This is a genomic window from Microvirga sp. 2MCAF35 (assembly GCF_052115545.1).
Lineage (GTDB): Bacteria > Pseudomonadota > Alphaproteobacteria > Rhizobiales > Beijerinckiaceae > Microvirga.
In genome coordinates, this window is the sequence record NZ_JBFRGW010000003.1 from 106,375 (window position 1) to 129,123 (window position 22,749).

The 22,749-nt window shown below is 64.5% G+C and carries 19 protein-coding genes; 13 read left to right on the forward strand and 6 right to left on the reverse strand.

What is annotated here, in order from left to right; genetic code table 11:
• Positions 1–39: 39 nt before the first annotated feature.
• Positions 40–2,199, reverse strand: a complete 2,160-nt coding sequence (locus AB4097_RS02550) for a calcium-binding protein (protein ID WP_442036946.1) — start codon at positions 2,197–2,199, stop codon at positions 40–42.
• A gap of 195 nt (positions 2,200–2,394) precedes the next feature.
• Here AB4097_RS02550 and ppdK point away from each other — a divergent pair, with 195 nt between their 5' ends.
• The 3 genes from ppdK to AB4097_RS02565 are packed head-to-tail and all read left to right on the forward strand — an operon-like array spanning position 2,395 to position 5,718.
• Entirely contained in the window at positions 2,395–5,073 is a 2,679-nt protein-coding gene (ppdK, locus tag AB4097_RS02555) for a pyruvate, phosphate dikinase (RefSeq protein ID WP_442036948.1), read from the forward strand.
• Positions 5,074–5,340 carry a hypothetical protein gene (locus AB4097_RS02560; protein ID WP_442036950.1) on the forward strand — a complete coding sequence of 89 codons (267 nt, stop codon included), beginning with the start codon at positions 5,074–5,076 and terminating at the stop codon, positions 5,338–5,340. It begins immediately after the preceding gene.
• A gap of 21 nt (positions 5,341–5,361) precedes the next feature.
• Entirely contained in the window at positions 5,362–5,718 is a 357-nt protein-coding gene (locus tag AB4097_RS02565) for a GFA family protein (protein ID WP_442036952.1), read from the forward strand.
• Between the two features lie 127 nt (positions 5,719–5,845).
• Here the strand turns inward: AB4097_RS02565 and AB4097_RS02570 are convergent, their stop codons facing one another.
• Positions 5,846–6,247, reverse strand: coding sequence for a hypothetical protein (locus AB4097_RS02570; protein ID WP_442036954.1), 402 nt, complete (start codon positions 6,245–6,247; stop codon positions 5,846–5,848).
• 149 nt (positions 6,248–6,396) lie between these two features.
• Between AB4097_RS02570 and AB4097_RS02575 the strand changes: the two genes are divergently transcribed.
• The 5 genes from AB4097_RS02575 to acuI all read left to right on the forward strand — a co-directional run bounded on the left by AB4097_RS02575 (position 6,397) and on the right by acuI (position 12,541).
• Positions 6,397–7,221: a helix-turn-helix domain-containing protein gene (locus tag AB4097_RS02575; RefSeq protein ID WP_442036956.1), complete on the forward strand. Its 825-nt coding sequence runs from the start codon at positions 6,397–6,399 to the stop codon at positions 7,219–7,221.
• A gap of 139 nt (positions 7,222–7,360) precedes the next feature.
• Positions 7,361–8,566, forward strand: a complete 1,206-nt coding sequence (locus AB4097_RS02580; RefSeq protein ID WP_442036957.1) for a cell wall hydrolase — start codon at positions 7,361–7,363, stop codon at positions 8,564–8,566.
• 89 nt (positions 8,567–8,655) lie between these two features.
• Complete coding sequence (locus tag AB4097_RS02585; protein ID WP_442036959.1) at positions 8,656–10,086, forward strand: M10 family metallopeptidase; 1,431 nt, start codon at positions 8,656–8,658, stop codon at positions 10,084–10,086.
• Positions 10,087–10,228: 142 nt separating this feature from the next.
• Positions 10,229–11,470 (forward strand): MFS transporter, encoded by a 1,242-nt coding sequence (locus AB4097_RS02590; protein WP_442036961.1) that lies wholly within the window; start codon positions 10,229–10,231, stop codon positions 11,468–11,470.
• A gap of 84 nt (positions 11,471–11,554) precedes the next feature.
• A complete protein-coding gene (acuI, locus tag AB4097_RS02595) occupies positions 11,555–12,541 on the forward strand; it encodes an acrylyl-CoA reductase (NADPH) (protein ID WP_442036963.1) in 987 nt (328 codons plus the stop codon).
• 149 nt (positions 12,542–12,690) lie between these two features.
• Here acuI and AB4097_RS02600 read toward each other — a convergent pair whose 3' ends face one another.
• Positions 12,691–13,638, reverse strand: coding sequence for a LysR family transcriptional regulator (locus AB4097_RS02600; RefSeq protein ID WP_442036965.1), 948 nt, complete (start codon positions 13,636–13,638; stop codon positions 12,691–12,693).
• A 167-nt stretch (positions 13,639–13,805) separates the two neighbouring features.
• On the opposite strand from AB4097_RS02600, the gene wrbA reads away from it, so the two are divergent.
• The gene (wrbA, locus tag AB4097_RS02605) at positions 13,806–14,408 is read left to right on the forward strand and encodes an NAD(P)H:quinone oxidoreductase (protein ID WP_442036967.1); all 603 of its coding nucleotides are present in this window, start codon (positions 13,806–13,808) and stop codon (positions 14,406–14,408) included.
• Positions 14,409–14,527: 119 nt separating this feature from the next.
• Here the strand turns inward: wrbA and AB4097_RS02610 are convergent, their stop codons facing one another.
• Positions 14,528–15,499 carry an L-threonylcarbamoyladenylate synthase gene (locus tag AB4097_RS02610; protein WP_442036969.1) on the reverse strand — a complete coding sequence of 324 codons (972 nt, stop codon included), beginning with the start codon at positions 15,497–15,499 and terminating at the stop codon, positions 14,528–14,530.
• A 124-nt stretch (positions 15,500–15,623) separates the two neighbouring features.
• Here AB4097_RS02610 and AB4097_RS02615 point away from each other — a divergent pair, with 124 nt between their 5' ends.
• The 4 genes from AB4097_RS02615 (at position 15,624) to AB4097_RS02630 (ending at position 20,509) form a co-directional block, all read left to right on the forward strand.
• Entirely contained in the window at positions 15,624–17,402 is a 1,779-nt protein-coding gene (locus AB4097_RS02615) for an acyl-CoA dehydrogenase (protein WP_442036971.1), read from the forward strand.
• A 4-nt stretch (positions 17,403–17,406) separates the two neighbouring features.
• A complete protein-coding gene (locus AB4097_RS02620) occupies positions 17,407–18,258 on the forward strand; it encodes an SDR family oxidoreductase (protein ID WP_442036973.1) in 852 nt (283 codons plus the stop codon).
• Positions 18,259–18,497: 239 nt separating this feature from the next.
• Positions 18,498–19,493 carry a magnesium transporter CorA family protein gene (locus tag AB4097_RS02625; protein WP_442036975.1) on the forward strand — a complete coding sequence of 332 codons (996 nt, stop codon included), beginning with the start codon at positions 18,498–18,500 and terminating at the stop codon, positions 19,491–19,493.
• Positions 19,494–19,759: 266 nt separating this feature from the next.
• The gene (locus AB4097_RS02630) at positions 19,760–20,509 is read left to right on the forward strand and encodes an SOS response-associated peptidase (protein WP_442036977.1); all 750 of its coding nucleotides are present in this window, start codon (positions 19,760–19,762) and stop codon (positions 20,507–20,509) included.
• 255 nt (positions 20,510–20,764) lie between these two features.
• Here the strand turns inward: AB4097_RS02630 and AB4097_RS02635 are convergent, their stop codons facing one another.
• Both AB4097_RS02635 and AB4097_RS02640 read right to left on the reverse strand, forming a co-directional pair.
• Positions 20,765–22,015: a class I SAM-dependent RNA methyltransferase gene (locus tag AB4097_RS02635; RefSeq protein ID WP_442036979.1), complete on the reverse strand. Its 1,251-nt coding sequence runs from the start codon at positions 22,013–22,015 to the stop codon at positions 20,765–20,767.
• Positions 22,008–22,736 carry a TlyA family RNA methyltransferase gene (locus tag AB4097_RS02640; protein WP_442036981.1) on the reverse strand — a complete coding sequence of 243 codons (729 nt, stop codon included), beginning with the start codon at positions 22,734–22,736 and terminating at the stop codon, positions 22,008–22,010. Before AB4097_RS02640 ends, AB4097_RS02635 begins: the two co-directional genes overlap by 8 nt.
• Between the last annotated feature and the right edge of the window lie 13 nt (positions 22,737–22,749).

A 22,749-nucleotide genomic window follows, 5' to 3' on the forward strand; every position in this document is an offset into this window, starting at 1 on the left:
GGGCCGACCGTTCATGACTATGTGGGATTCCGCAGCCCGTCAGATCACGAAGAAAGCTGTGTGACTCAGCGCCAGCTTTTTCGGAAGCGTGGCTATCTTGATCTGCGCTGCCGCGCCCGTGCCGTCGGGATCGTAGTAGAGCACGCCCTTGCTGCTGTCGTAGATGATCCGATCGGAAGCATCGTGCGCTTTTGCGCCCTTCCAGAACGCAGCTTTCACTAGCTTTCCGGGCTTATCGAGGGAGCCTTTGCCGATTCCTTTGAAGAACTTGTCGTCAAGCCAGATGACATCTTCGTCCATACGGAAATCGAGCAACTTGTCCGAGTTGCTGCTGCTTGGGCGAGTGTCGAACATGAATACGTCCTTGCCGGCTTCGCCTCTGAGTGAGTCGATGCCGGCGCCGCCTCGGAGCGTGTCGCTCCCCGATCCGCCGACGAGAATGTCGTTTCCGCCGCTCCCGGAAAGCTGATCGTTTCCGGAGCCTCCCGTCAGACGGTCCGCCTTCTGCGTTCCCGTCAGGACTAAGTTGGTACTCAAAGGAACAACCGGATCAGGCGGCAAAGGCAGATCGAGCGTCTGGTCAACGAATTGGATGACTTGGACGTCGCGGAGCAGATCGATGCCGTCTCGACCGGCCACCTTATCGGTCACCGTTACGCTGCCGTCGCCCAGGGTCGTAATGATGTAATCGTTTCTCGCACCGGAGAACATGGCCCGATCGTCGCCGCTGCCGCCATCGAGCGTGTCGTTGCCGGTGCCCCCCGTGAGAGTATCGGAACCATCTCCGCCAAGCAGCAGATCCTGGTCCGAGCCTCCATGAATGGTGTCGTTGCCGGTGCCGCCTTCGAGCGTGTCGTTGCCTGCATCACCGGACAGAGTATCGAAGCCGCCATTGCCCACAAGTCGGTTGGCGTCTGAATTGCCGATCAGAGAGTCGGCGCCCGAACCGGCGATGACGTTCTCGATGCCTTTCAGAGTATCCAGGCCGTAACCGGTATCCTGGGCCGTAATCAGCCTAAGATCGACGGCTACGGCGCTCCTGCCCTCGAAGCTCGCCGTGTCCTCGCCTTCGCCGCCCTCCAGCACGTCGTTGTCGTTTCCTCCGATCAGCGTATCATCGCCACGTCCTCCTGCGAGCGTATCATCGCCTTCGTTGCCGACGAACAGGTTCGCACTGTCGTTGCCCTTGAGCTGATCTGCCACAAGGCCGCCGGTGATGTTCTCGATGTTGAGATAGACATCGTTTCCCCAACCGTTCGCCTGCCCCGTGGTGATGCTGAGGTCAACAACCGCAGCAATGTCGGTGCTCTCGAAGGTGACCGTATCGATGCCATCTCCACCGTCGATGACGTCATCGCCGAGCCACTGCCGGATGATCTCATCGCCTGCGCCGCCATGGAATGTATCGTTGTCTCTCCCCATATCGACGACCCCACGGATGGTTCCCTGACGGTTATCGATCGAGTCATTTCCCTCAAAAAGTTTGATATCTCCAACGAGGAGGCCACGATTGACGATTCGATCGACATTCGCACCCTCACTCGCGACCGAGTAAAGACCGGCAATGACTGTTCCTGTATTATTGAAGACGTTCAGGCTGGGAGGGGAGGACGCCACCCACTTCATGACGACGCCATGGCCCTCGCATTCGATCAGCCCCGAATTGGTGATTGTCGTGTTCTGGCCATATGTGAAGATGCCGTGGCCGGAATTGATCGAACCGGCATTGGTAATCACGAGATTCGCCCCGTGGATCTCCATCGCACGGGTAGCCGTGATCGCGCCTGTATTGAGAACGGTATTGTCGCTCGTGCCGCCAATACTGATCCCAATAGCATTCTCGGCCTGGATCGTCCCGTGATTGATGATGGAGGTTCCACCGAGCGCAACGCCGATGCCGTTCACCGCCCGGGCCGTCACTGATGCGCCGCTATAGACGGTAACGCGGTAGCTCAACCTTGTGGCTGAGCCATCCAGAATGCCCCAGTCCCCCTCGACACTGCCGTAAACTGCAATGTCGCCGCCTGTACCGGCCGTCGCGTCCACTCCGTTCTGACCCGTCGGGGCAGTGACTGTTACTGGGTTGATGGTCAAGGAGGAGACATCGGCCGTGAGGACGACGGAAGCGGTTTGATCTTGTTCGATAATGACGGGAGAAGGCATAACTCGACCTAGCTGAAAATAGTAATAATATTTCATATTGAATGTCTAGGTAATATCCTTCTGGTTGTAGTCGGCTGGAATAGTCTTTTTTGCGAGGCGAAAAATCTGTCCCGCCCTCTTGCCAACCTTCTTGGATGATACCTCGGCTGTTCAGCTTGCGTTTGGGTCCCATATGTTTCAAGCCAACACCTGCGCTGCAGCAGGGCGTATTCGGAGCCAGGGGATCGAGCGATGACGCAGTGGGTCTATACCTTCGGGGATGGTCGGGCCGAGGGCCAAGCGGGGATGAAGAACCTGCTGGGCGGCAAGGGCGCCAATCTGGCCGAGATGTCCAATCTGGGCCTGCCGGTGCCTCCGGGCTTCACCATCACGACGGAAGTCTGCACCTACTACTACGACCACGGCCGCGCCTATCCGCCGGAGCTCAAAGCCCAGGTCGAGGCTGCGCTGGCGGCCGTCGGCACGCTCACCGGACGCACCTTCGGCGATGCCGAGAACCCGCTTCTCGTCTCCGTCCGCTCCGGCGCCCGCGCGTCCATGCCGGGCATGATGGACACTGTGCTCAATCTCGGCCTCAACGACGTCACCGTCGGGGCGCTCGCCAAGGGCGCGGGCGACGAGCGCTTCGCCTATGACAGCTATCGCCGCTTCATCACCATGTATTCCAACGTGGTGCTCGGCCTCGAGCACCACCATTTCGAGGAGATCCTCGACGAGTACAAGGACCGCAAGGGCTACTCGCTCGACACCGACATGACCGCCGCCGACTGGCAGGCGATCCTGCCGCGCTACAAGGCCCTGGTCGAGAAGGAACTCGGAAGGCCCTTCCCGCAGGATCCGCAGGAGCAGCTCTGGGGCGCCATCGGGGCCGTGTTCGGCTCCTGGATGAACAGCCGCGCCATCAAGTACCGCGAGCTGCACGCCATCCCGGCCAGCTGGGGCACCGCGGTCAACGTGCAGGCCATGGTGTTCGGCAACATGGGCGAGACCTCGGCCACCGGGGTGGCCTTCACGCGCAATCCCTCCACCGGTGAGAAGCTGCTCTACGGCGAGTTCCTGATCAATGCCCAGGGCGAGGACGTGGTGGCCGGCATCCGCACACCGCAGGACATCACGGAAGCCGCACGCATCGCCTCGGGCTCAGACAAGCCCTCCATGGAACAGGCGATGCCGGACGCCTACGCCGAGCTGGTGCGCATCTACGGCATTCTCGAGAAGCACTACCGTGACATGCAGGACATGGAATTCACGGTCGAGACCGGCAAGCTCTGGATGCTCCAGACCCGCAACGGCAAGCGCACCGCGAAGGCGGCCCTGCGCATCGCCGTGGAGCTGGCCTCGGAAGGCCTGATCACCCAGGAAGAGGCGATCACCCGCGTCGAGCCAGCCGCCCTCGACCAGTTGCTCCATCCCACCATCGATCCGAAGGCCGAGCGCAAGATCCTGGCCTCCGGCCTGCCAGCCTCGCCCGGCGCCGCCTCGGGCGCGATCGTGTTCAACTCGGACGATGCGGAAGCGGCCAAGAAGGCCGGCCAGAAGGTCATCCTGGTGCGCGTCGAGACCTCGCCGGAGGACATCCACGGCATGCATGCGGCCGAGGGCATTCTCACCACGCGCGGCGGCATGACCTCGCACGCGGCGGTGGTCGCCCGCGGCATGGGCAAGCCCTGTGTGTCGGGCGCAGGCTCGATTCGCGTCGATTATGCCGCGCAGACGCTCACCGTCGCCGGCCAGACGCTCAAGAAGGGCGAGGTGCTGACCATCGACGGCTCCAACGGCCAGGTGCTGCTGGGCCAGGTGAAGATGCTGGAGCCTGAGCTGTCGGGCGAGTTCGCCACGCTGATGGGCTGGGCCGACACGGTGCGCCGGATGAAGGTGCGGGCTAATGCCGAGACGCCGCTCGACGCCAAGACCGCCCGCAGCTTCGGGGCCGAGGGCATCGGGCTGTGCCGCACCGAGCACATGTTCTTCGAGGGCGACCGCATCATCGCCGTACGCGAGATGATCCTGTCCGACGACGAGGCGGGCCGCCGGGCAGCACTTGCCAAATTGCTCCCCATGCAGCGCCAGGATTTCGTGGAACTCTTCACGATCATGAGCGGCCTGCCCGTCACGATCCGCCTGCTCGATCCGCCGCTGCACGAGTTCCTGCCGCACACGGATACCGAGATGGAGGAAGTGGCACGGGCGATGAACGCGCCCGTCGACAAGCTCAAGCGCCGCGCCATCGAGCTGCACGAGTTCAACCCGATGCTCGGCTTCCGCGGCTGCCGCCTGGCTGTCGCCTATCCTGAGATCGCCGAGATGCAGGCGCGCGCCATCTTCGAGGCGGCCGTGGAGGCGGGCCGGCAGACCGGCCGGCCGGTGGTGCCGGAGGTGATGGTGCCGCTGGTGATGACGAAGGCGGAGCTCGACCTCGTCAAGGCGCGCATCGTCGCCATGGCGGAGGCCGTGGCCAAGGAATGCGGCGTTGCGGTCGAGTACCAGATCGGCACGATGATCGAGCTGCCGCGCGCCGCGCTGCGCGCGGGCGAGATCGCTCAATCGGCGGAGTTCTTCTCCTTCGGCACCAACGATCTGACGCAGACCACGCTCGGCATCTCGCGCGACGACGCGGCCTCGTTCCTGGGGCCGTACACGCAGAAGGGGCTTTTGCCCGCTGATCCGTTCGTGACCATCGACCAGGAGGGCGTGGGCGAGCTGGTGAGGCTTGCGGTCGAACGCGGCAAGCAGACTCGGGCCGATATCAAGCTCGGAATCTGCGGCGAGCACGGCGGCGATCCGGCGTCGATCCATTTCTGCCAGTCGGTTGGGCTCGACTACGTGTCCTGCTCGCCCTACCGCGTACCGATTGCGCGTCTTGCGGCCGCGCAGGCCGCGCTCGGAAACAAGGCTACGAGCCAGGCGTAAATGGTCCTGTCTCGCTCCCGCCTTCTCTATATCGGGACGGTGCTGGTTTCCGGCATCGTCCTCGGTTACGTCGCACGCCTCAATCCGGCTTGGCAGCAGATGGTCGTGCCGCCGGCCGCGTGGCCCTTCGCCGTGTCGCTGATCCTGGATCTCGCGATCGGCCAGCTCGCCGTTCAGGGCAGGGCGGAGCCGCTCACCATGGGCGATCGCTTCGTGGCGGTGATCGGCGCTGGCCTGATCGTGACGCTGATGATAGCTTTCGACTAACAAAATCGAAGGGGACGGGAAATGGCGCTGCACAAGGGCTCATGTCATTGCGGCAAGGTGGCGTACGAGGTCGAGACGGATCTCGATCAGGTCATCGAGTGCAACTGCTCCATCTGCAGCCGGAAAGGCTATCTGCTCACCTTCGTGCCGCGCGGTGCCTTGAATGTCATTCGCGGCGAGGAGGATCTCTCCACCTATACATTCAACACGCACACCATCCAGCATCGCTTCTGCTCCACCTGCGGATCGGCAACCTTCGGCGAAGGCAAGCAGCCGACGGGCGAAGCCATGGCTGCTATCAACGTGCGCTGTCTGGAAACGGTGGACCTGGCAGAGATCAAGCCTGTCCCGTTCAATGGGCGGGATACGAGAGGATAGTTCTTCCGATCGAGATCACCGGCACAAGGCCGGTGATGACGTGTGGAGGCGACTTGCGTGGTGAACTCGCTTCCAGCCTTCGCCTCCTCTTTTCCCGCGCGAGGGATGACGTGCGATGCATGGATGATCACGCCATCGCTTGCGTCGAGCGCCGCAGGCCGACATACTGGAATTCCGCATACATCAGCACCACGAGCGCCTGCGCGATCGCGAAGGCATAGCCTGCGCTCGTCGGCGACACCCAGCCGCTCATCAGCAGCAGGGCGCTGTCGAGGACCCAGAGGGCATTGCCTAGCACCACGGCCCAGGCCACCGGCTTCTGGATCTGCTCCCGCAGGCCGAGCCAGCCGATGAACGCCGCGTAAGGCAGGAGAACCAGGCCCGCGACACGCAGGAGCATCTCCGGCAGGCCGAAGATGCCGCTCAAGGCTCCGGCGCCGATCAGCAGCATGAGGCCGAAGGCGGCGCTTGTGGTGGCATCGGCTAAGAGAGCCTGGCGAAGAAGCGGGGAGGATTGGATATTCATCATGGTTGTCTCCTGTCATCGATCGGCTGAAGGCCTCAACCGTGGATGCAGGATTTCGCAATGATTGAACGCGGTCGATTACCTCCGAGGTCATGGAAGATGAACGCGTGTCACGTTATGGTCCGCTCATGACAACAGCGAGCACCCGACCCGTGAACACCGACCGACATGTGGGCGATTATCTACGTGAATGGCGTCAGCGCCGTCGCCTCAGCCAGATGGATCTCGCCCTCGAAGCTGAGATTTCAACGCGGCATCTGAGTTTCCTCGAGACTGGCCGCTCGCAGCCGAGCCGGGAAATGGTGCTGCTGCTTGCGGAGAAACTCGACATGCCCCTGCGCGAGCGCAACATCATGCTGGTCTCGGCGGGCTTCGCGCCGGTTTATTCGCAGCGCTCCCTGGACGATCCGGCCCTTGCCAGCATGCGCCAGGCGGTCGATCTCGTGCTGAAGGGACACGATCCCTATCCCGCACTTGCGGTCGACAGGCACTGGTCGCTCGTGTCCGCGAACGATGCTCTCGTGTCGCTGATCGGCGACGTGGATCCGGCGCTGATGAAGCCGCCCGTCAACGTGCTGCGCCTGAGCATCCACCCGGCCGGTCTCGCGCGGCGCATTGTGAACTTCACCGAATGGCGCAACCATCTGGTCCATCGCCTGCACCGTCAGGTGGATGCGACGGGCGATGCGGTTCTGGCCGCTCTGATCGAGGAGCTGCGGGCCTATCCGACCCCGGATGCGGCGGCGCGTGGATCAAAGACGAACCACGATTATGCCGGCATCGTCGTGCCGCTCCAACTCCAGGCGGAAGAGGGTGTGCTGACGCTCTTCAGTACCACGACGATCTTCGGAACGCCCGTGGACGTCACTCTCTCGGAACTCGCCATCGAGGCGTTCTTCCCGGCCGATCCTGAAACGGGTTCGGCTCTGCGGTGCCTTGCCGAGAAGCGTCAGGCTGCCGCAGCCATGGCCGGATGAGGGGAGGCCAGCCTTAACCACCCATCAACCTTAACCCGCGATAACTTTAAGACATCGGAGCCCTCCTGCTGGATGCTCCGTGATGTTCACGAGTTTTTGCAGGGTGTTGCGCGTGCGTCTTCCGTATCGTCGTTCTCGAGTGAAATGGATCTGCGCCACGACGGCTCCCTGGGCGCTGGCGACCGGTCTCCTGATCTCGTTCACGGCCTCGGCCAGCAACGACCTGCATTCCGGCGTCAGCTTCACGCCGCGCAGCGCGACCGCCCGTCTCGTCGAGACTGCGCTCATCCCGCCCACTGGCGCTTCCATCGCCGATGGAAAGCTGGGAATCGACCGCGACATCCTTCGCTCCATGCCGCGCTATGACCTGCCCGATGAAACGGCCGATTCAGAGCCCCTCAAGGCCGACAGGAAGGCCGATGCGGGACCCGATCCCGTCGTGGACCGTGCGCTGAAGGGAAGCCCGCTGGTCGCGCCGCATGCCACCTTGTCCCGCCGGGCCAAGCAATTGCGTCCCACGCTCGAGCATGTGACCGGCGCGCGGCTGCTCTACAGCCACGACGAGCGGCTCCTGCCGCCGACAGTCCTCATGGAAGGCCAGCTTGAGGCGCCGGAGACTGAGCAGGTTTTCGAGCCCTGGGAGACGCCAGAATACACTACGACGCGTCAGACCACCTCCGTGCAGTCGCCGGCGGCTGCCGCGGCCGGCTCGACCGGAGCTGCGGCGAGTCCAACGACCCCCATGGTCAAGCGCGCCATCGCCCTGTCTTCGTCGACACCGGCTGCGGTCGAGACAACGCCCATCGAGATTGCAGCGGCGCCCGTATCCCTGCAATCGCCGCGCCTCGACCGTGGCGGCTACGGAGCCCTGACGATCCTGCCGAAGGGCGACGATGCGGATCGTCCCCGCTATGCCGACCTGATCGATCCGGACAACGTGAGCAAAGAGCAGCGTTGTCTCGCCGAGGCCGTCTATTTCGAGGCCCGCAGTGAATCCCTGGAGGGGCAGGCGGCCGTGGCCCAGGTGGTGCTCAACCGGGTGAAGAGCGGACTTTATCCGTCCAGCATCTGCGGCGTCGTCTACCAGAACCGACACCGCCATCTCGCCTGCCAGTTCACCTTCGCCTGCGAGGGCAAGGCTCTTCGCATTCGCGATGCGGAGTCCTGGGACCGCGCCAAGACCGTCGCGAGCGCCGTGCTCGAAGGCAAGACGTACCTGGCCGATGTGGGTGGCGCGACCCATTACCATGCGGATTACGTGAAGCCCTACTGGGCCCGCCGCCTGAAGAAGATGGACGTGATCGGCCGTCACATCTTCTACAAGCTCAAGCCCGGGCAGACCTGAGAGGGATCCCTCACGCGTGCGCTTCGGCACTTGGAGAAACGTGATAAAATACTAGAACATCAGGGTGCGGCATCGAAGGCGAGGATAACGTGGCGAGCATCCGAGGTTCCGTTCCGGGTTCCGGTTATGGCAATGCCTATGTGGATTCCCTCATCTGGGGCGGCTCGGCCTGGGACATCACGCGCGGTCCGATCAAGGTCTGGTTCGGCCAGAGTGCGGATTTCGCGGCGGCGAGCGCCGTTCACGGCCCCAGCGATATTCTGACGAGCGGCGCGTCGGCTCAGAACTGGACCGACACCGAGAAGTCCGCCTTCGATTATGCGGCCCAGGTCTACGAAAGCGTCTGCGGCCTGACATTCGAGTTCGCCAGCTCCGCTGCGGACGCCGACATCGTCTGGTGGAAGACGGGTTTGGCCGGCGATACGCTCGGATTGCACGAATTGCCGGACAACGAGCAGGTCTGGGGATATTTCGATCCTGCTGCGCCCACATGGAACAGCTTCTATTTCGGTGGCGATGCACTCAATACCGTGCTGCACGAACTGGGTCATGGAATGGGACTGGCCCATCCGCATGATGGCGGCACAGACGAGGACGCGACTACCTTTCCGGGCGTCAAGGATTCGTTCTCGACGGGGCAGAACGGTCTGAACCAGGGCATTTGGACGATCATGTCCTACAACACTGGCTGGGACGGCGCCGGCTACGATCCGACCTATGGCAACCAGGCCGGGCTTGGTGCTTTCGATATTGCCGCCTTGCAGACTCTCTATGGAAAGAACATGGAGACGGGCCAGGGGAACGACGTCTATGCGTTGCCGACCTGGAATGGGTATGTCGACGAGCGGGGATGGTACTGCCTCTGGGATTCAGGCGGACAGGACACGATCACCGCGGCGCGTGCCTATGCGGGCGTTGTCATCGATCTTCGCCCCGCGACGCTGCTGCAGGGCGATCCCCATGCAGGAGGCTTCGTCTCCCGCGAAAACGGTGTCGCGGGCGGCTATACGATTGCAAATGGTGTGACGGTCGAGAATGCGTTCGGCGGGCGCTACGCCGACAGGCTGCAGGGCAATTCCACCGCGAACCTGCTGAAGGGTAATGGCGGCAACGACACGCTCCTTGGCGGCGCAGGCGACGACACCCTTCAGGGAGGAGCTGGCGACGACAGGCTCTACGGCGGAGCGGACCGGGACAGCTTCTTGTTCGACAGCAAGATCGGCAAGGGTGCGAACATCGACCGGATCTACGATTTCAATCCCGTCCATGATTCGATCCTGCTCGAGAACAGGATCTTCACAAAGCTGGGCGCCGGCAACGCGTCCGCCCCGAAGGTTCTCAAGGCCGACATGTTCGTTCGAGCCGCGAAAGCGCAGGATCGGGAGGATCGGATCGTCTATGACAGGAAAACCGGAGCGCTCTCCTACGATTCCGATGGCACCGGCGCCGCCGCGCCGGTGAAGTTCGCCACCCTCGACAAGAACCTGAAGCTCGGCCACCAGGATTTTTTTGTGGTTTGAATGCGTGCGAAGGCCGGAGACTTTCCGAGCCTTCTTCATCCATCACGTTTCATCATACCAAAGCCTACAAACTTTCAATGTTGCTGATGCATGAGTTGGGATAGTCTGCGCACCCTTGTTGCCTCCCCTGAGGGCCGTGAGCATGTCCGCTTCTCCCGCTCGTTCTCGTTTTTCGCCGGAACTCATCGTTGTCTGCGGCTGCCTGATCGCCCTCATCACCTTCGGGCCGCGGGCATCCTCCGGCCTGTTCCAGCTCCCCATGATCACGGAATACGGCTGGGGGCGCGATACGTTCGGGTTCGCCATCGCGATCCAGAACCTGCTCTGGGGCCTGGGCCAGCCCTTCGCCGGAGCGGTGGCGGATCGGTTCGGGGCGTTCCGGGTCCTCTGCGTAGGTGCGCTTCTCTATGCCCTCGGCCTCGTCGTGATGGCCTATGCGACCACGCCCGGCATGTTGCATCTCGGCGCCGGCGTGCTCATCGGCTTCGGTCTGTCCGGCTGCTCGTTCAATCTGGTGCTCGGCGCCTTCGGCAAGCTCCTGCCGGAGAAGTGGCGGCCCATGGCCTTCGGCGCAGGCACGGCGGCGGGATCCTTCGGCCAGTTCCTGTTCCCGCCCATCGGCAACGTGCTGATCGACAGCTTCGGCTGGCATCAGGCCCTACTGGTCTTCGCGGCAAGCGTCCTCATCGTCATGCCCCTGGCGCTTGCGCTCGCCACGCGGCCGACCGCCGATTCGGCCCAGGCCGGAGCGGCCGCGCTGCCGAACCAGTCGATCAAGCAGGCCCTGACGGAAGCCTTCCGGCACCGCTCCTATGTGCTGCTGGTGCTCGGCTTCTTCACCTGCGGCTTCCAGCTCGCCTTCATCACCGTGCACCTGCCGGCCTATCTCAAGGACGCCGGCCTTTCGGCGGCCGTCGGCGGATGGACGCTTGCCACTATCGGCCTTGCCAATGCGGTCGGCTCGCTCGCTTCGGGCTGGCTTTCCACGCGCATGTCGAAGCGCTGGCTGCTCGCCTGGATCTATCTCGGCCGCTCGGTGGCGATCGCCGCCTTCATCCTGGTCCCGGCTTCGCCTCTCAGCTCAATCCTGTTCGGCGTCTCCATCGGCGTTTTGTGGCTCTCCACCGTGCCGCCCACATCCTCGCTCGTGATGCTGATGTTCGGCACGCGCTACATGGCCATGCTCTACGGCTTCGCGTTCTTCTCGCATCAGGTCGGCGGCTTCCTCGGGGTGTGGCTCGGCGGCCTGCTCTATGAGATCAACGGTAATTACAGCGCGGTCTGGTGGCTCTCGGTTCTGCTGGGTCTCGCCTCCGCCCTGATCAACCTGCCGATCAAGGAACAGCCCGTGCAGCGCGGGCCGGCCCTGCAACCGGCGGAGTAAGCTTCGGACTGCTCCGAAGGGCTAAGGTCTTTCCGCTTGCCCCGGTCACCGGCCGCGCCACAAATGGACCGGGGAGGAAGCGCCATGAGCACGTTCAAAGCCATCGTCATCGACAAGAACGAAGCCGGTCAAAGCGTCGAGATCCGGTCCTTCAACGAGGCGGATCTCATGGACGGCGACGTGACCGTACGCGTGTCGCACTCGACGCTGAACTACAAGGACGGCCTCGCGATCACCGGCAAGGCGCCGGTGGTGCGTCGCTTTCCCATGATTCCCGGCGTCGATCTCGCCGGCACGGTGGAAGCCTCCACGAATCCCGATTTCAAGCCCGGCGATGCGGTGGTGCTCAACGGCTGGGGCCTGGGCGAGACCCATCTCGGCGCCTACGCGGAGAAGGTGCGCGTCAGGGGCGAGTGGCTGATTCCGCTCCCGCAAGGCCTTTCGCCCCTTCAGGCCATGGCGGTCGGCACGGCGGGCTACACGGCGATGCTCTGCCTCATGGCCCTGGAGCGCCATGGCCTGAGCCCCGATCGCGGGCCTGCCATCGTGACGGGCGCGGTCGGCGGTGTCGGCTCGGTGGCGGTGGCGTTGCTCGCCAAGGCCGGTTGGCACGTGGTCGCCTCCACCGGACGGCCGGAGGAGGCCGACTATCTGAGAGGTCTCGGAGCCGCCGAGATTCTCGACCGCAGCGAACTCTCCGCTTCAGGGCGGCCGCTCGCCAAGGAGCGCTGGGCCGCAGGCGTCGATACGGTCGGTTCGACGACCCTCGCCAACGTCCTGTCAATGACGAAATACGGCGGCGCGATTGCCGCCTGCGGCCTCGCGGGCGGGATGGACCTGCCGGTAACCGTTGCGCCCTTCATCCTACGCAACGTGGCGCTGCTCGGGGTCGATTCGGTCATGGCGCCGAAGGCCCTGCGGACCGAGGCCTGGAATCGGATCGCCCGTGAACTCGACCATGACAAGCTCGCGGCCATGACATCGACGATCCCGCTCGATCAGGTGTTGGAGGCAGGGAGGGCGATCGTCGAGGGAAAGATCAAGGGACGCGTGGTGGTGGAGATTGGCTAACCTGTAGCGACGCTGTGTCTTGCCTCTCGATGTCATCACCGGCCTTGTGCCGGTGATCTCGCTTCGATGAAGTGCGGCGTTCTTCGCATCGGGATGGCCGGCACAAGGCCGGCCATGACGTGGACAGGTTGCGAAGCGACAGCTGCGAACTAAACCGCCGGAACCGGGTCTGATACTTTCTTCCCGACTCCCTCAATCCATCTCTTCTGTCTGGTGATCTCGGCCGCCATGAAATCCATGAAGGCGCGCACGCGGGCCGATTGGCGCAGATCGGGATGGGTCAGGAGCCACAGGCCCGCCGAGAATTCCGGCTTTATCTCCGACAGACGGACGAGATCGGGATTCGAATCCGCGATGAAACAGGGCAGGGGACCGATGCCGGTTCCGGCCTGGACCGATTCCGCCAGACCGAGCACCGTATTGACCTTGTAGACGATGTTGTCCGGCGCCACGTGCTCACGCACGAAACGGGCCGCCTTCATGGGTGCCAGGTTGTCGCCGAGCGCGACCCAGTGACGGTCGAACAGATCGGCGAGGTTCACGTCGTCTGGGCCCCTGACATCGGGGAAATCCTCAGCCCGCCCGTAGATCGCCCAGGCAATCGTCGCGACGCGGCGTCCAACGAGCGTCTCCGGCGGATCGTCGGTGGCGCGGATCGCCACGTCCGCATCGCGCTTGGATAGATTGAGCGCCTGGTTGGCGAGCACCACGTCGAGCCGCATCTCGGGACATGCGGTGATGAAGCGGGCGAAGATCGGGGTCAGAAGATGGACGAGGAGCGTGTCGTTGGTCGTGACCCGCAACTCGCCCGTCGGCGCCACGGCCTGACCCGCGAGCTTGCGGGTGAAGGCGGTGACGTTCTCGTCCATCTGCTCGGCCAGCGCCGACATCTCTTCCCCGGCCGGAGTGAGCACGTATCCGGTGCGGTGACGCTCGAAGAGCTTGACGCCGAGATTCTCCTCCATCTGACCGAGCCTGCGGAAGACCGTCGAGTGGTTGACGCCTAGCCGTTCGGCGGCACCGGCGAGGCCGCTGGCCTCGGCGATGATCTTCACGAGCTTGAAATCGTCCCAGTCGAGATGCTGCTGCTTGGTCATCGGTTTGCATTCCCGCAAGAGAGTTCCTGCAAATGTAACACTGGTTTTGCAGCAGGGAAAGCTTATCCTCCCTTGCGTCAACAGCAGCCGGCAACCCTTTTCCAGCTGAAGCCTATGCGAGCCGGAAGCCGGGTGCGCCGTTCCAATCTCAATCCATCGGAGTTCACATGACCAAGGTTTTGGTACTGTATTATTCGTCCTGGGGGCATATCGAGCAGATGGCTTATGCCGCTGCCGAGGGCGCCCGCGAGGCCGGCGCCGAGGTCGTGGTGAAACGCGTGCCGGAGCTCGTCCCCACTGAAGTGGCGCAGGCCGCTCACTACAAGACCGACCAGAAGGCTCCCATCGCCACCGTCGAGGAGCTGCCCGAATACGACGCCATCATCATCGGCACGCCCACCCGCTACGGCACCATGACGGCGCAGATGAAGAACTTCCTCGACCAGACCGGCGCCCTGTGGGCGCAAGGCAAGCTCATCGGCAAGGTCGGCTCGGTCTTCACCTCGACGGCCACCCAGCACGGCGGCCAGGAAGCCACGATCCTCACCACGCTTCCGGTGCTCCTGCACCACGGCATGGTGGTCGTCGGCCTGCCCTATTCCTTCCAGGGCCAGATGGGCGTCGATCAGATCCGTGGCGGTTCGCCCTACGGTGCCTCAACCATCGCCGCCGGCGACGGCTCGCGCCAGCCGACCGAGATCGATCTCGACGGCGCCCGCTTCCAGGGCCGGCACGTCGCCCAGATCGCCGCGAAGCTCGCTGCGAAGTAACGACCTCATACGTCATGGCCGGCCTTGTGCCGGCCATCCCGCTTCTTTAGAGCACCGAGCCTCAATCAATCGGGGTCACCGGCACAAGGCCGGTGACGACATGGTGCGGTTCAGAGCATCTACCGCTCCGCCGCGGCTCGCCTCAGCCGGTCGTTGATCGCTTCGCCCAGGCCGGTCTCCGGGATGGGGCTCACCGCAATGGTCGCGGCGCTGGAAGCGTCGAGTTGCCTGAGATAGGAAAACAGATGAGCGGCGGCCTCCACGGGGTCGCCGTTTTTGCTGAGGTTCAGGGCGGCCTGGGCCGCCTCGGCGCCCTGAGGAACTTCCGGGCCGAAGAGCAGCGCTGCTTCTCCTGGCCGGATGCTTGTCGCGTTCAGGCGCACCTGTGCCCGCGGAGCATAGTGCGAGGCCAGCATGCCGGGAGCGAGCGGGCCGGAGCCTACCTCGCCAGCCGTCTCCAGCTTCCTGCCGATCAGCGCCTCGATGGCCTCGCGGGGTACGCCGCCCGGACGCAGCAGGCGCGGCGTGCCGCCGAGGCACGAGACGATGGTGGATTCGACGCCGACTTGGGCGGCGCCCCCGTCAAGCACTGCGTCGATCCGCCCGTCGAGGTCCCCCAGCACATGGTCCGCATCGGTCGGGCTCACGCGGCCCGAGCGGTTGGCCGAGGGCGCGGCCACCGGGCGGCCCGTCCGTTCGAGAAGCGCATGGGCGAGGGGATGGGCCGGCACCCGCAGGCCGACGCTGTCGAGGCCGGCGCGGGCGAGATCCGAGATCGTGCAGGTGGGAGCGACCGGCACCACGAGGGTCAGGGGACCGGGCCAGAAGGCCTCCGCCAGCCGGGTGGCCGTTTCGTCGAAGATGCCCTGGCTCTTGGCGGATTCGAAGCTGCCCAGATGGGAGATCAGCGGGTTGAAGCTCGGACGTTCCTTGGCGGCATAGATCCCGGCCACCGCCTCCGCGTCGGTCGCGTCGGCGCCCAGGCCGTAGACCGTTTCCGTCGGGAAGGCCACGAGGCCGCCGCGCCGCAGGATGTCCGCCGCCCGGGCAAGACCCGCCGCATCGGCCGCCAGACGCTCCGTTTGGCGCATTGACCCGTGATCGTTCACGTCTAAACTATCCTTTTCCGACGGGGCTTTTGCCCTTGCCGGGCGGGTTTAACGGCGCGAGAACACGCGTCAACATGAAAAGCCCCGTGTTTGAGAGGAAACCTTGATGACCTACCGCGCGCCTGTTCCGGATATCGTCTTCACCATGCGGCATGTGGCGGGCCTCGACCGGGCCATGGCCGACGGCGTCTATGGCGACCTTTCCGCCGATCTGGCCGAAACCATCCTGGACGAAGCCGGCCGCTTCGCCAACGACGTGATCGCGCCCCTCAATCGCGAAGGCGACTGGCATGGAGCCGTCTTCAAGGATGGCCAGGTGACCACGGCGCCCGGCTGGAAACAGGCCTACAGGGCTTGGTCGGAAGCCGGTTGGAATGCGCTGCCAGGTCCGGTGGAATATGGCGGGCAGGGCCTGCCAACGCTCCTCAATTCGGCCTGCGTCGAGATGTGGAACGCCGCTTCCATGGCCTTCGGCATCGGCCCCGTGCTGACCATGGGGGCGATCGAGGCGATGGTCCGGCATGCCTCGGACGACCTGAAGAGCCGTTATCTCGAAAAGCTCGTCTCCGGCGAATGGACCGCGACCATGAACCTCACGGAGCCGCAGGCCGGCTCAGATCTTGCGGCGATCCGCTCTCGCGCCGAGCCTGCGGGCGACGGCACCTATCGCATCACCGGCCAGAAGATCTTCATCACCTATGGCGAGCACGATCTCACCGACAACATTGTCCACCTCGTGCTCGCGCGTCTGCCCGATGCACCGGCCGGCACGCGTGGCATCTCGCTCTTCCTGGTGCCGAAGTTCCTACCCGACGGCACGCGCAACGACGTGCGCTGCCACTCCATCGAGCACAAGCTCGGAATCCACGCCTCGCCCACCTGCACGATGATCTTCGGCGACGAGGGCGGCGCAGTCGGCTGGCTCGTGGGAGAGGAGAACAAGGGCCTCGCCTGCATGTTCACGATGATGAACAACGCGCGCCTCGCCGTGGGCCTGCAGGGGGTCGCCATCGCCGAGCGCGCCTATCAGCAGGCACTGGCCTATGCCCATGAACGCAAGCAAGGCCGCGCCATCGGGGCCGCCGAGGGCATGAGCCCGATTGCCGTGCATCCGGACGTGCAGCGCAGCCTGCTCACCATGAAGGCGCTCACGGCCGCTGCCCGCGCCATCTGCTACATGACGGCCGAGGCCATCGACCGCGCGCATCTCGAAGAAGATCCCGCGCGCAGGAAAAAAGCGAACGAACGCGCCTCCCTGCTCACGCCGGTGGCGAAGGCCTTCTCGACCGATATCGGCGTGGAGGTGTCTTCCTTCGGATTGCAGGTGCATGGCGGCATGGGCTTCATCGAGGAGACGGGGGCCGCGCAGCATTTTCGCGATGCGCGCATCGCGCCGATCTACGAGGGCACCAACGGCATCCAGGCCATCGATCTGGTGACCCGCAAGCTGCCGCTCTCCGGCGGCGAGACCGTGCGGGGGCAGATCGCATCCATGCGGGCCACGGTCACGCGCCTCCTGAAGGAGGGGACACCCGCCTTCGGCGCGACCGCGCCGCGCCTGCGCGATGCGGTCGAGAGCCTGGACCGGGCGACGGGCTACCTGCTGCAGGCGGTCTCGTCCAACGCGCAGGGCGAGGCCCTGGCCGGCGCGACGCCATACTTACGCCTCTTCGCCCTGGCGCAGGGCGGCACGGCGCTGGCCGAGATGGCGCTCGCCGCGCGGGCGCAGGCGGCCGCGGGCGACACGGATCCCGCCCATGCGGGTCGCATCGCGCTCTGCCGCTTCTTCGCCGAGAACATCGCGGTCGGCGCCAGGGGCCTGGAGGAGACGGTGATGGGCGGCTCAGGCTTCCTGCAGGACGCAAACCTCGCGCTGGCGGGCTGATCCCATGAACCTCAACGGAAAAACCCTGTTCATCACCGGCGCCTCGCGCGGCATCGGCCTTGCCATCGGCCTTCGTGCGGCCCGGGACGGCGCGAATGTGGTCGTCGCGGCCAAGACGGCCGAGCCGCACCCGAAACTGCCCGGCACCATCTACACGGCCGCGGACGAGATCGAGGCGGCGGGCGGCAAGGCCCTGCCGCTCTTGGTCGACGTGCGCGACGAGGAGGCCGTGAAGGGGGCTATCGCGAAAACGGTCGAGACCTTCGGCGGCCTCGACATCGTGGTCAACAATGCGAGTGCCATCAGCCTGACGCCGACGCCCCAGACCGACATGAAACGCTTCGATCTGATGCACCAGATCAACACGCGCGGCACCTACATGGTCTCGAAATACGCCATCCCGCATCTGGAAAAGGCCGAGAACCCCCACATCCTCATGCTCTCGCCGCCTCTCGACATGAGCGAGAAATGGTTCGCGCCGCATCTGGCCTATTCGCTCGCCAAATACGGCATGAGCCTGTGCGTGCTCGGACTGGCGGGCGAACTGCGAGGCAAGGGGATTGCCGTCAACGCACTCTGGCCGCGCACGACCATCGCCACGAGCGCCATCAGGAACCTGCTCGGCGGCGATGCCCTCGTGCAGGCGAGCCGCACCCCGGAGATCCTGGCCGATGCGGCCCATGCGATCTTCCAAAAACCCTCGAAAAACTTCTCGGGCCATTTCCTCATCGACGATGTGTTCCTGAACAGTGAGGGCGTGACCGATTTCGAGAAATACCGGGTTGATCCGAGCCAGCCCCTCGCGCCTGATTTCTTCGTGCCGGACGACACGCCGTCGCTGTCATCTTTGGGTTAGGTTGATCCGCTTTACTCCGGCCGGTGAATACCCTCCCATGTCATCACCGGGCTTGTCCCGGTGATCCCGACCGGAGAGGTGCGGCGCTCTTCCGATCGGGATGGCCGGCACAAGGCCGGCCATGACGTGGCGGGTGTCACTCCCCGTGGCGAAGGGCCGGGAATGACATGGCGATCCGGTGGGAGTACAAAGCCTGCGTCGATCGGAAACGATATGGCTTTCAAGGAACAGGTACGCGTATGATTGTGATCCACAGGCCGGCGCAGGTAAAAGGTCCGATGGGCGAGTCCCTCGACCGACAGGTGCTCCCGCCGGGCGATCCGATCCCGCAGGATGCGCTGTGGATCGATCTGGTCGATCCGACCAAGGACGAGGACAGGCTCGTCGAGGCCCATCTCAGCATCGAGATCCCGACCAAGGAAGAGATGGCCGATATCGAGCCCTCCGAGATCCTCTATCACGAGAACAACGCACGCTACATGACGGCGCGCGTGCTGTGCAGTTCCGACACGGACAATCCGAAGCTGATCGACGTGTCGTTCATCCTGACTGAGCGGGCTCTCGTGACGGTGCGCTATGGCGAACCGCGCTCCTTCAGCATGTTCATGGCGCGCGCCGTCAAGCCGGGCGGCTGCCGGCATCAGCCCGAGGCGGTGCTCGACGGATTGCTCGAGACCATCATCGACCGGGCGGCCGAGATCCTGGGCACCGTCGGGACCCGCATCGACCGCCTGTCGCAATCGATCTTCGAGAACGAGAAGCAGGGCGCACGCCGCGCCGCTTCCTATCGGGTGGCGCTGAAATCCATCGGCCGCAAGGGCGACGTCATCTCCAACGTGCGGGAGAGCATGGTATCGGTGGAGCGCATGCTGCTGTTCCTGTCCGCCAGCATGCCGCGTCCGCAGAAGACGGCGGGCTACAAGACGGAATGGCGCACCGCTTTGCGCGACGTGCAATCCATCGAGGAACACGCGACGTTCCTGTCCAACAAGATCCAGTTCCTGCTCGACGCCACGCTCGGCCTCGTCACCATCGAGCAGAACGACATCATCAAGATCTTCTCGGTCATGTCGGTGATCTTCCTGCCGCCGACCCTGGTGTCGTCGCTCTACGGCATGAACTTCAAGCTCATGCCGGAACTCGATTGGGAGTTCGGCTATCCCTGGGCCATCATGCTGATGGTGCTCGCCGCCGTGCTGCCTTATCTCTACTTCCGCTGGAAGCGATGGCTTTAGCATTGGGAGCAAGTTCCACTTAAGCCCTCATCGTGAGGAGGTTACGGAAGCGACCGTCTCGAAGGGCGAGGGCGGTTCCAGTGCTCACTGAGGGATCCTTCGAGACGCCGCTGCGCGGCTCCTCAGGATGAGGGATGAGAGGCGCTCCACGGTCGTCATCACCGGCCTTGTGCCGGTGCTCCCGATGAGGAAGAGCGCGGCGCCTCAAACAATCGAGATGGCCGCACAAGGCCGGCCATGACGGGCAGGAACGAGAGGACAAGACCATGTGCGGACGCTATGCGATCACGCTTCCTCCGGAGACCTATCGGGACTTCTTCGGCTATTCCGAACAGCCGAATTTCCCTCCGCGCTACAACGTGGCTCCCACGCAGCCGGTGCCGATCGTGCTGGAGGATCGGGGCGAGCGGCATTTCATGCTGGTGCGCTGGGGCTTCCTGCCCTCCTGGGTGAAGGACCCGAAGGATTTTCCTCTCGTCATCAACGCGCGCGGCGAAACATTGGAGACCAAGCCGACTTTCAAGGCGGCTCTGAAGCGCCGGCGCTGCATCTTCCTCGCCGACGGGTTCTATGAATGGCGGCGGGAAGGGCGGGAGAAAACGCCTTTCCTGATCCGCCCGCGCAGCCGCAAGCCCATGCCGATGGCGGGCCTGTGGGAAACCTATATGAGCCCGGACGGCGCGGAGATCGACACTGCCGCCATCGTCACCACCGATGCCAACGGCACGCTCTCCGCCGTGCACGACCGCATGCCGGTGATCCTCTCCGAAGACGGCATCGCCACATGGCTCGACGTCCGTGACGAGCGCGCCGACGTGATGCGCCTCGTGCGTCCCTGTCCCGACGAGTGGCTCGACCTGGTGCCGGTCTCCAGCCGCGTAAACAAGGTCGAGAACGACGATCCCAGCCTGATGGAACCGCTCGCGCGGCCGGAGCCTGCGCCGGTGAAAGAGAGGAAGCCGAAGGCGAAGAAGTCGCTTTCCAGCGACGAGGATGAGCAGGGAAGCTTGTTCTAGGAGAAGTGCTCCGTTGTCATCCCCGGCGGCCATAGGCCGGGAAGGGGATCCACTTTCACGCTCAGCGCTATGGATTCCTTTCCCCTTCGCGGACGCGTCCTCCCGGGAATGACACCCACGCCGTCATGGCCGGCCTCGTGCCGGCCATCCCGCTTCTGTGAAGCGCAGTTGCCTCAAATTATCGGGATCACCGGCACGAGGCCGGTGATGACGTGAGTGGGTAGGAGAGTGAGAGGGTGGAGGTGACGGATCGGATTACCGCCGCTTCTTCACCACGTCCCGCCGCAGAATTCCCACGACCTCGAGATGCGGCGAGTGCTTGAACTGGTCGACGGGGATCACACGTTCCAGGCGGTAGCCGCTGCTCATCAGGATCGCGGCATCGCGCGCAAAGGTGGCGGCGTCGCAGGAGACGCTGACGACGAGCGGGACTTTCGACACGGCAAGCTGCTTCGCCTGCGCCTCCGCGCCCGCGCGCGGCGGGTCAAGCACGACGGCATCGTATGTGTTGAGCTCCGGCGTCAGCAGAGGACGGCGGAAGAGGTCGCGCGCTTCGGTCGTGACGCGGCGCAGGCCGGGCGTCGCGCGCGCGGCCTTCTCGAGCGCCGTCATCGCGCCCTTGTCGAATTCCACTGCATGCACGTCCACCTTCTCCGCGAGCCGCAGCGCGAAGGGGCCTGCTCCGGCAAAGAGATCGGCCACGCGCTTGGCGCGTGCACAGGCGTCCATGACGAGGTTGGCGAGCGTCTCCTCGCCGAGCTGCGTTGCCTGCAGGAACGAGCCCGCGGGCGGAACGACAGCGGCGCGGCCCATCATGATCGCGGGCGGGCGCCGCTCGACGATCACGTCGCCGTGGACCGACAGACGCGAGAGGTCGAGGCTCGCTGCGAGATCGATGAGGCGAAGGCGGTCCTGATCCTTCAGGGGGCCATAGCCGCGCACGTCCACGTCGAAGCCGGTCTGCGTCGTGGTGATCTGGACGTCGAGCGGCTTGCGCGGGCCTTTCAGGTGTTCGCCGATCACACGCGCGACGGCGGGCGCCTTCTCCCGCAGCGCGGGTTCCGTGATGGGGCAGAAGGCGATCTCGACGATCTGGTGACTGCGCGGAGCCATGAAGCCCACATGCATGGCGCGGTCGGGAAAGCGCACATGCAGCGTCACGCGGCGGCGCCCTTCGCCATGGGCGTCGATAAGCGGCTCGACGGGCGCCTCGACCCGCGCTTGGCGCAGGGTGTGGACGAGCGTTTCCTGCTTCCAGGCCTGATAGAAGCCGTGCTTCATGTGCTGCGTGGCGCAGCCGCCGCATTCGTCGAAATAGGGGCAGAACGGCGTCTCGCGCTCGGGCGATGCCACGTCGACGCTGACGAGGCGCGCATGCGATCCGTCGCGCTCGATGGTGACGGTTTCGCCCGGCAGCACCTTCGGCACGAAGACGGGACCAGCCGGCGTGTCGGCGATGCCGTCGGCTTTCGCGCCGAGGCGCCTGATGATGACCTGTTCAGCCACGGCGGGCTCCCAACAAAAATTCACGATTGCCGTCTCCACCCTCGATGGGCGACGGGATGAGCCCGATAACCTCAAAGCCGAGGGATGTCACGAAGGATGACAGGTCCTCGCAGACGGCGCGGTGCACCGCCTCGTCGCGCACGATGCCCTTCTTCACGTGATCGCGCCCGGCCTCGAATTGCGGCTTCACGAGAACGGCGAGCTCCGCCCGGGGCTTCAGGAACACGATGGCCGGGGGCAGGACGAGCTTCAGGGAGATGAAGCTCACGTCGGACACGAGGAGATCGGCCGCTTGCGGGATGAGGTTGGCGTTCAGCGAACGAGCGTCCGTGCCTTCGAGATTGGTCACCCGCGCATTGCCCACGATGGTGGGATGCAACTGGGCGTGCCCCACGTCCACCGCATAGACATGGGCCGCGCCGCGTTTCAGCAGCACTTCCGTGAAGCCGCCCGTGGAGGCCCCGATGTCGAGGCAGATCCTGTCCCTCGGGTCGATGTGGAACGCATCGAGCGCCGCCGCGAGCTTCACGCCGCCGCGGGACACGTAAGGATGCGGCTGCGAGGCCGTGATGACGGCCTCCTCCGGCACCCCGTCGGACGCCTTGCGGATGACGGCCCCGTTCACGGTCACGAGGCCGGCCGCAATGGCCTCCTGCGCCCGGGCGCGGCTTGCGAAGAAGCCGCGCTCGACGAGAACCACATCGGCGCGCTTGCGGGTCATGGAAGCCTCGAAC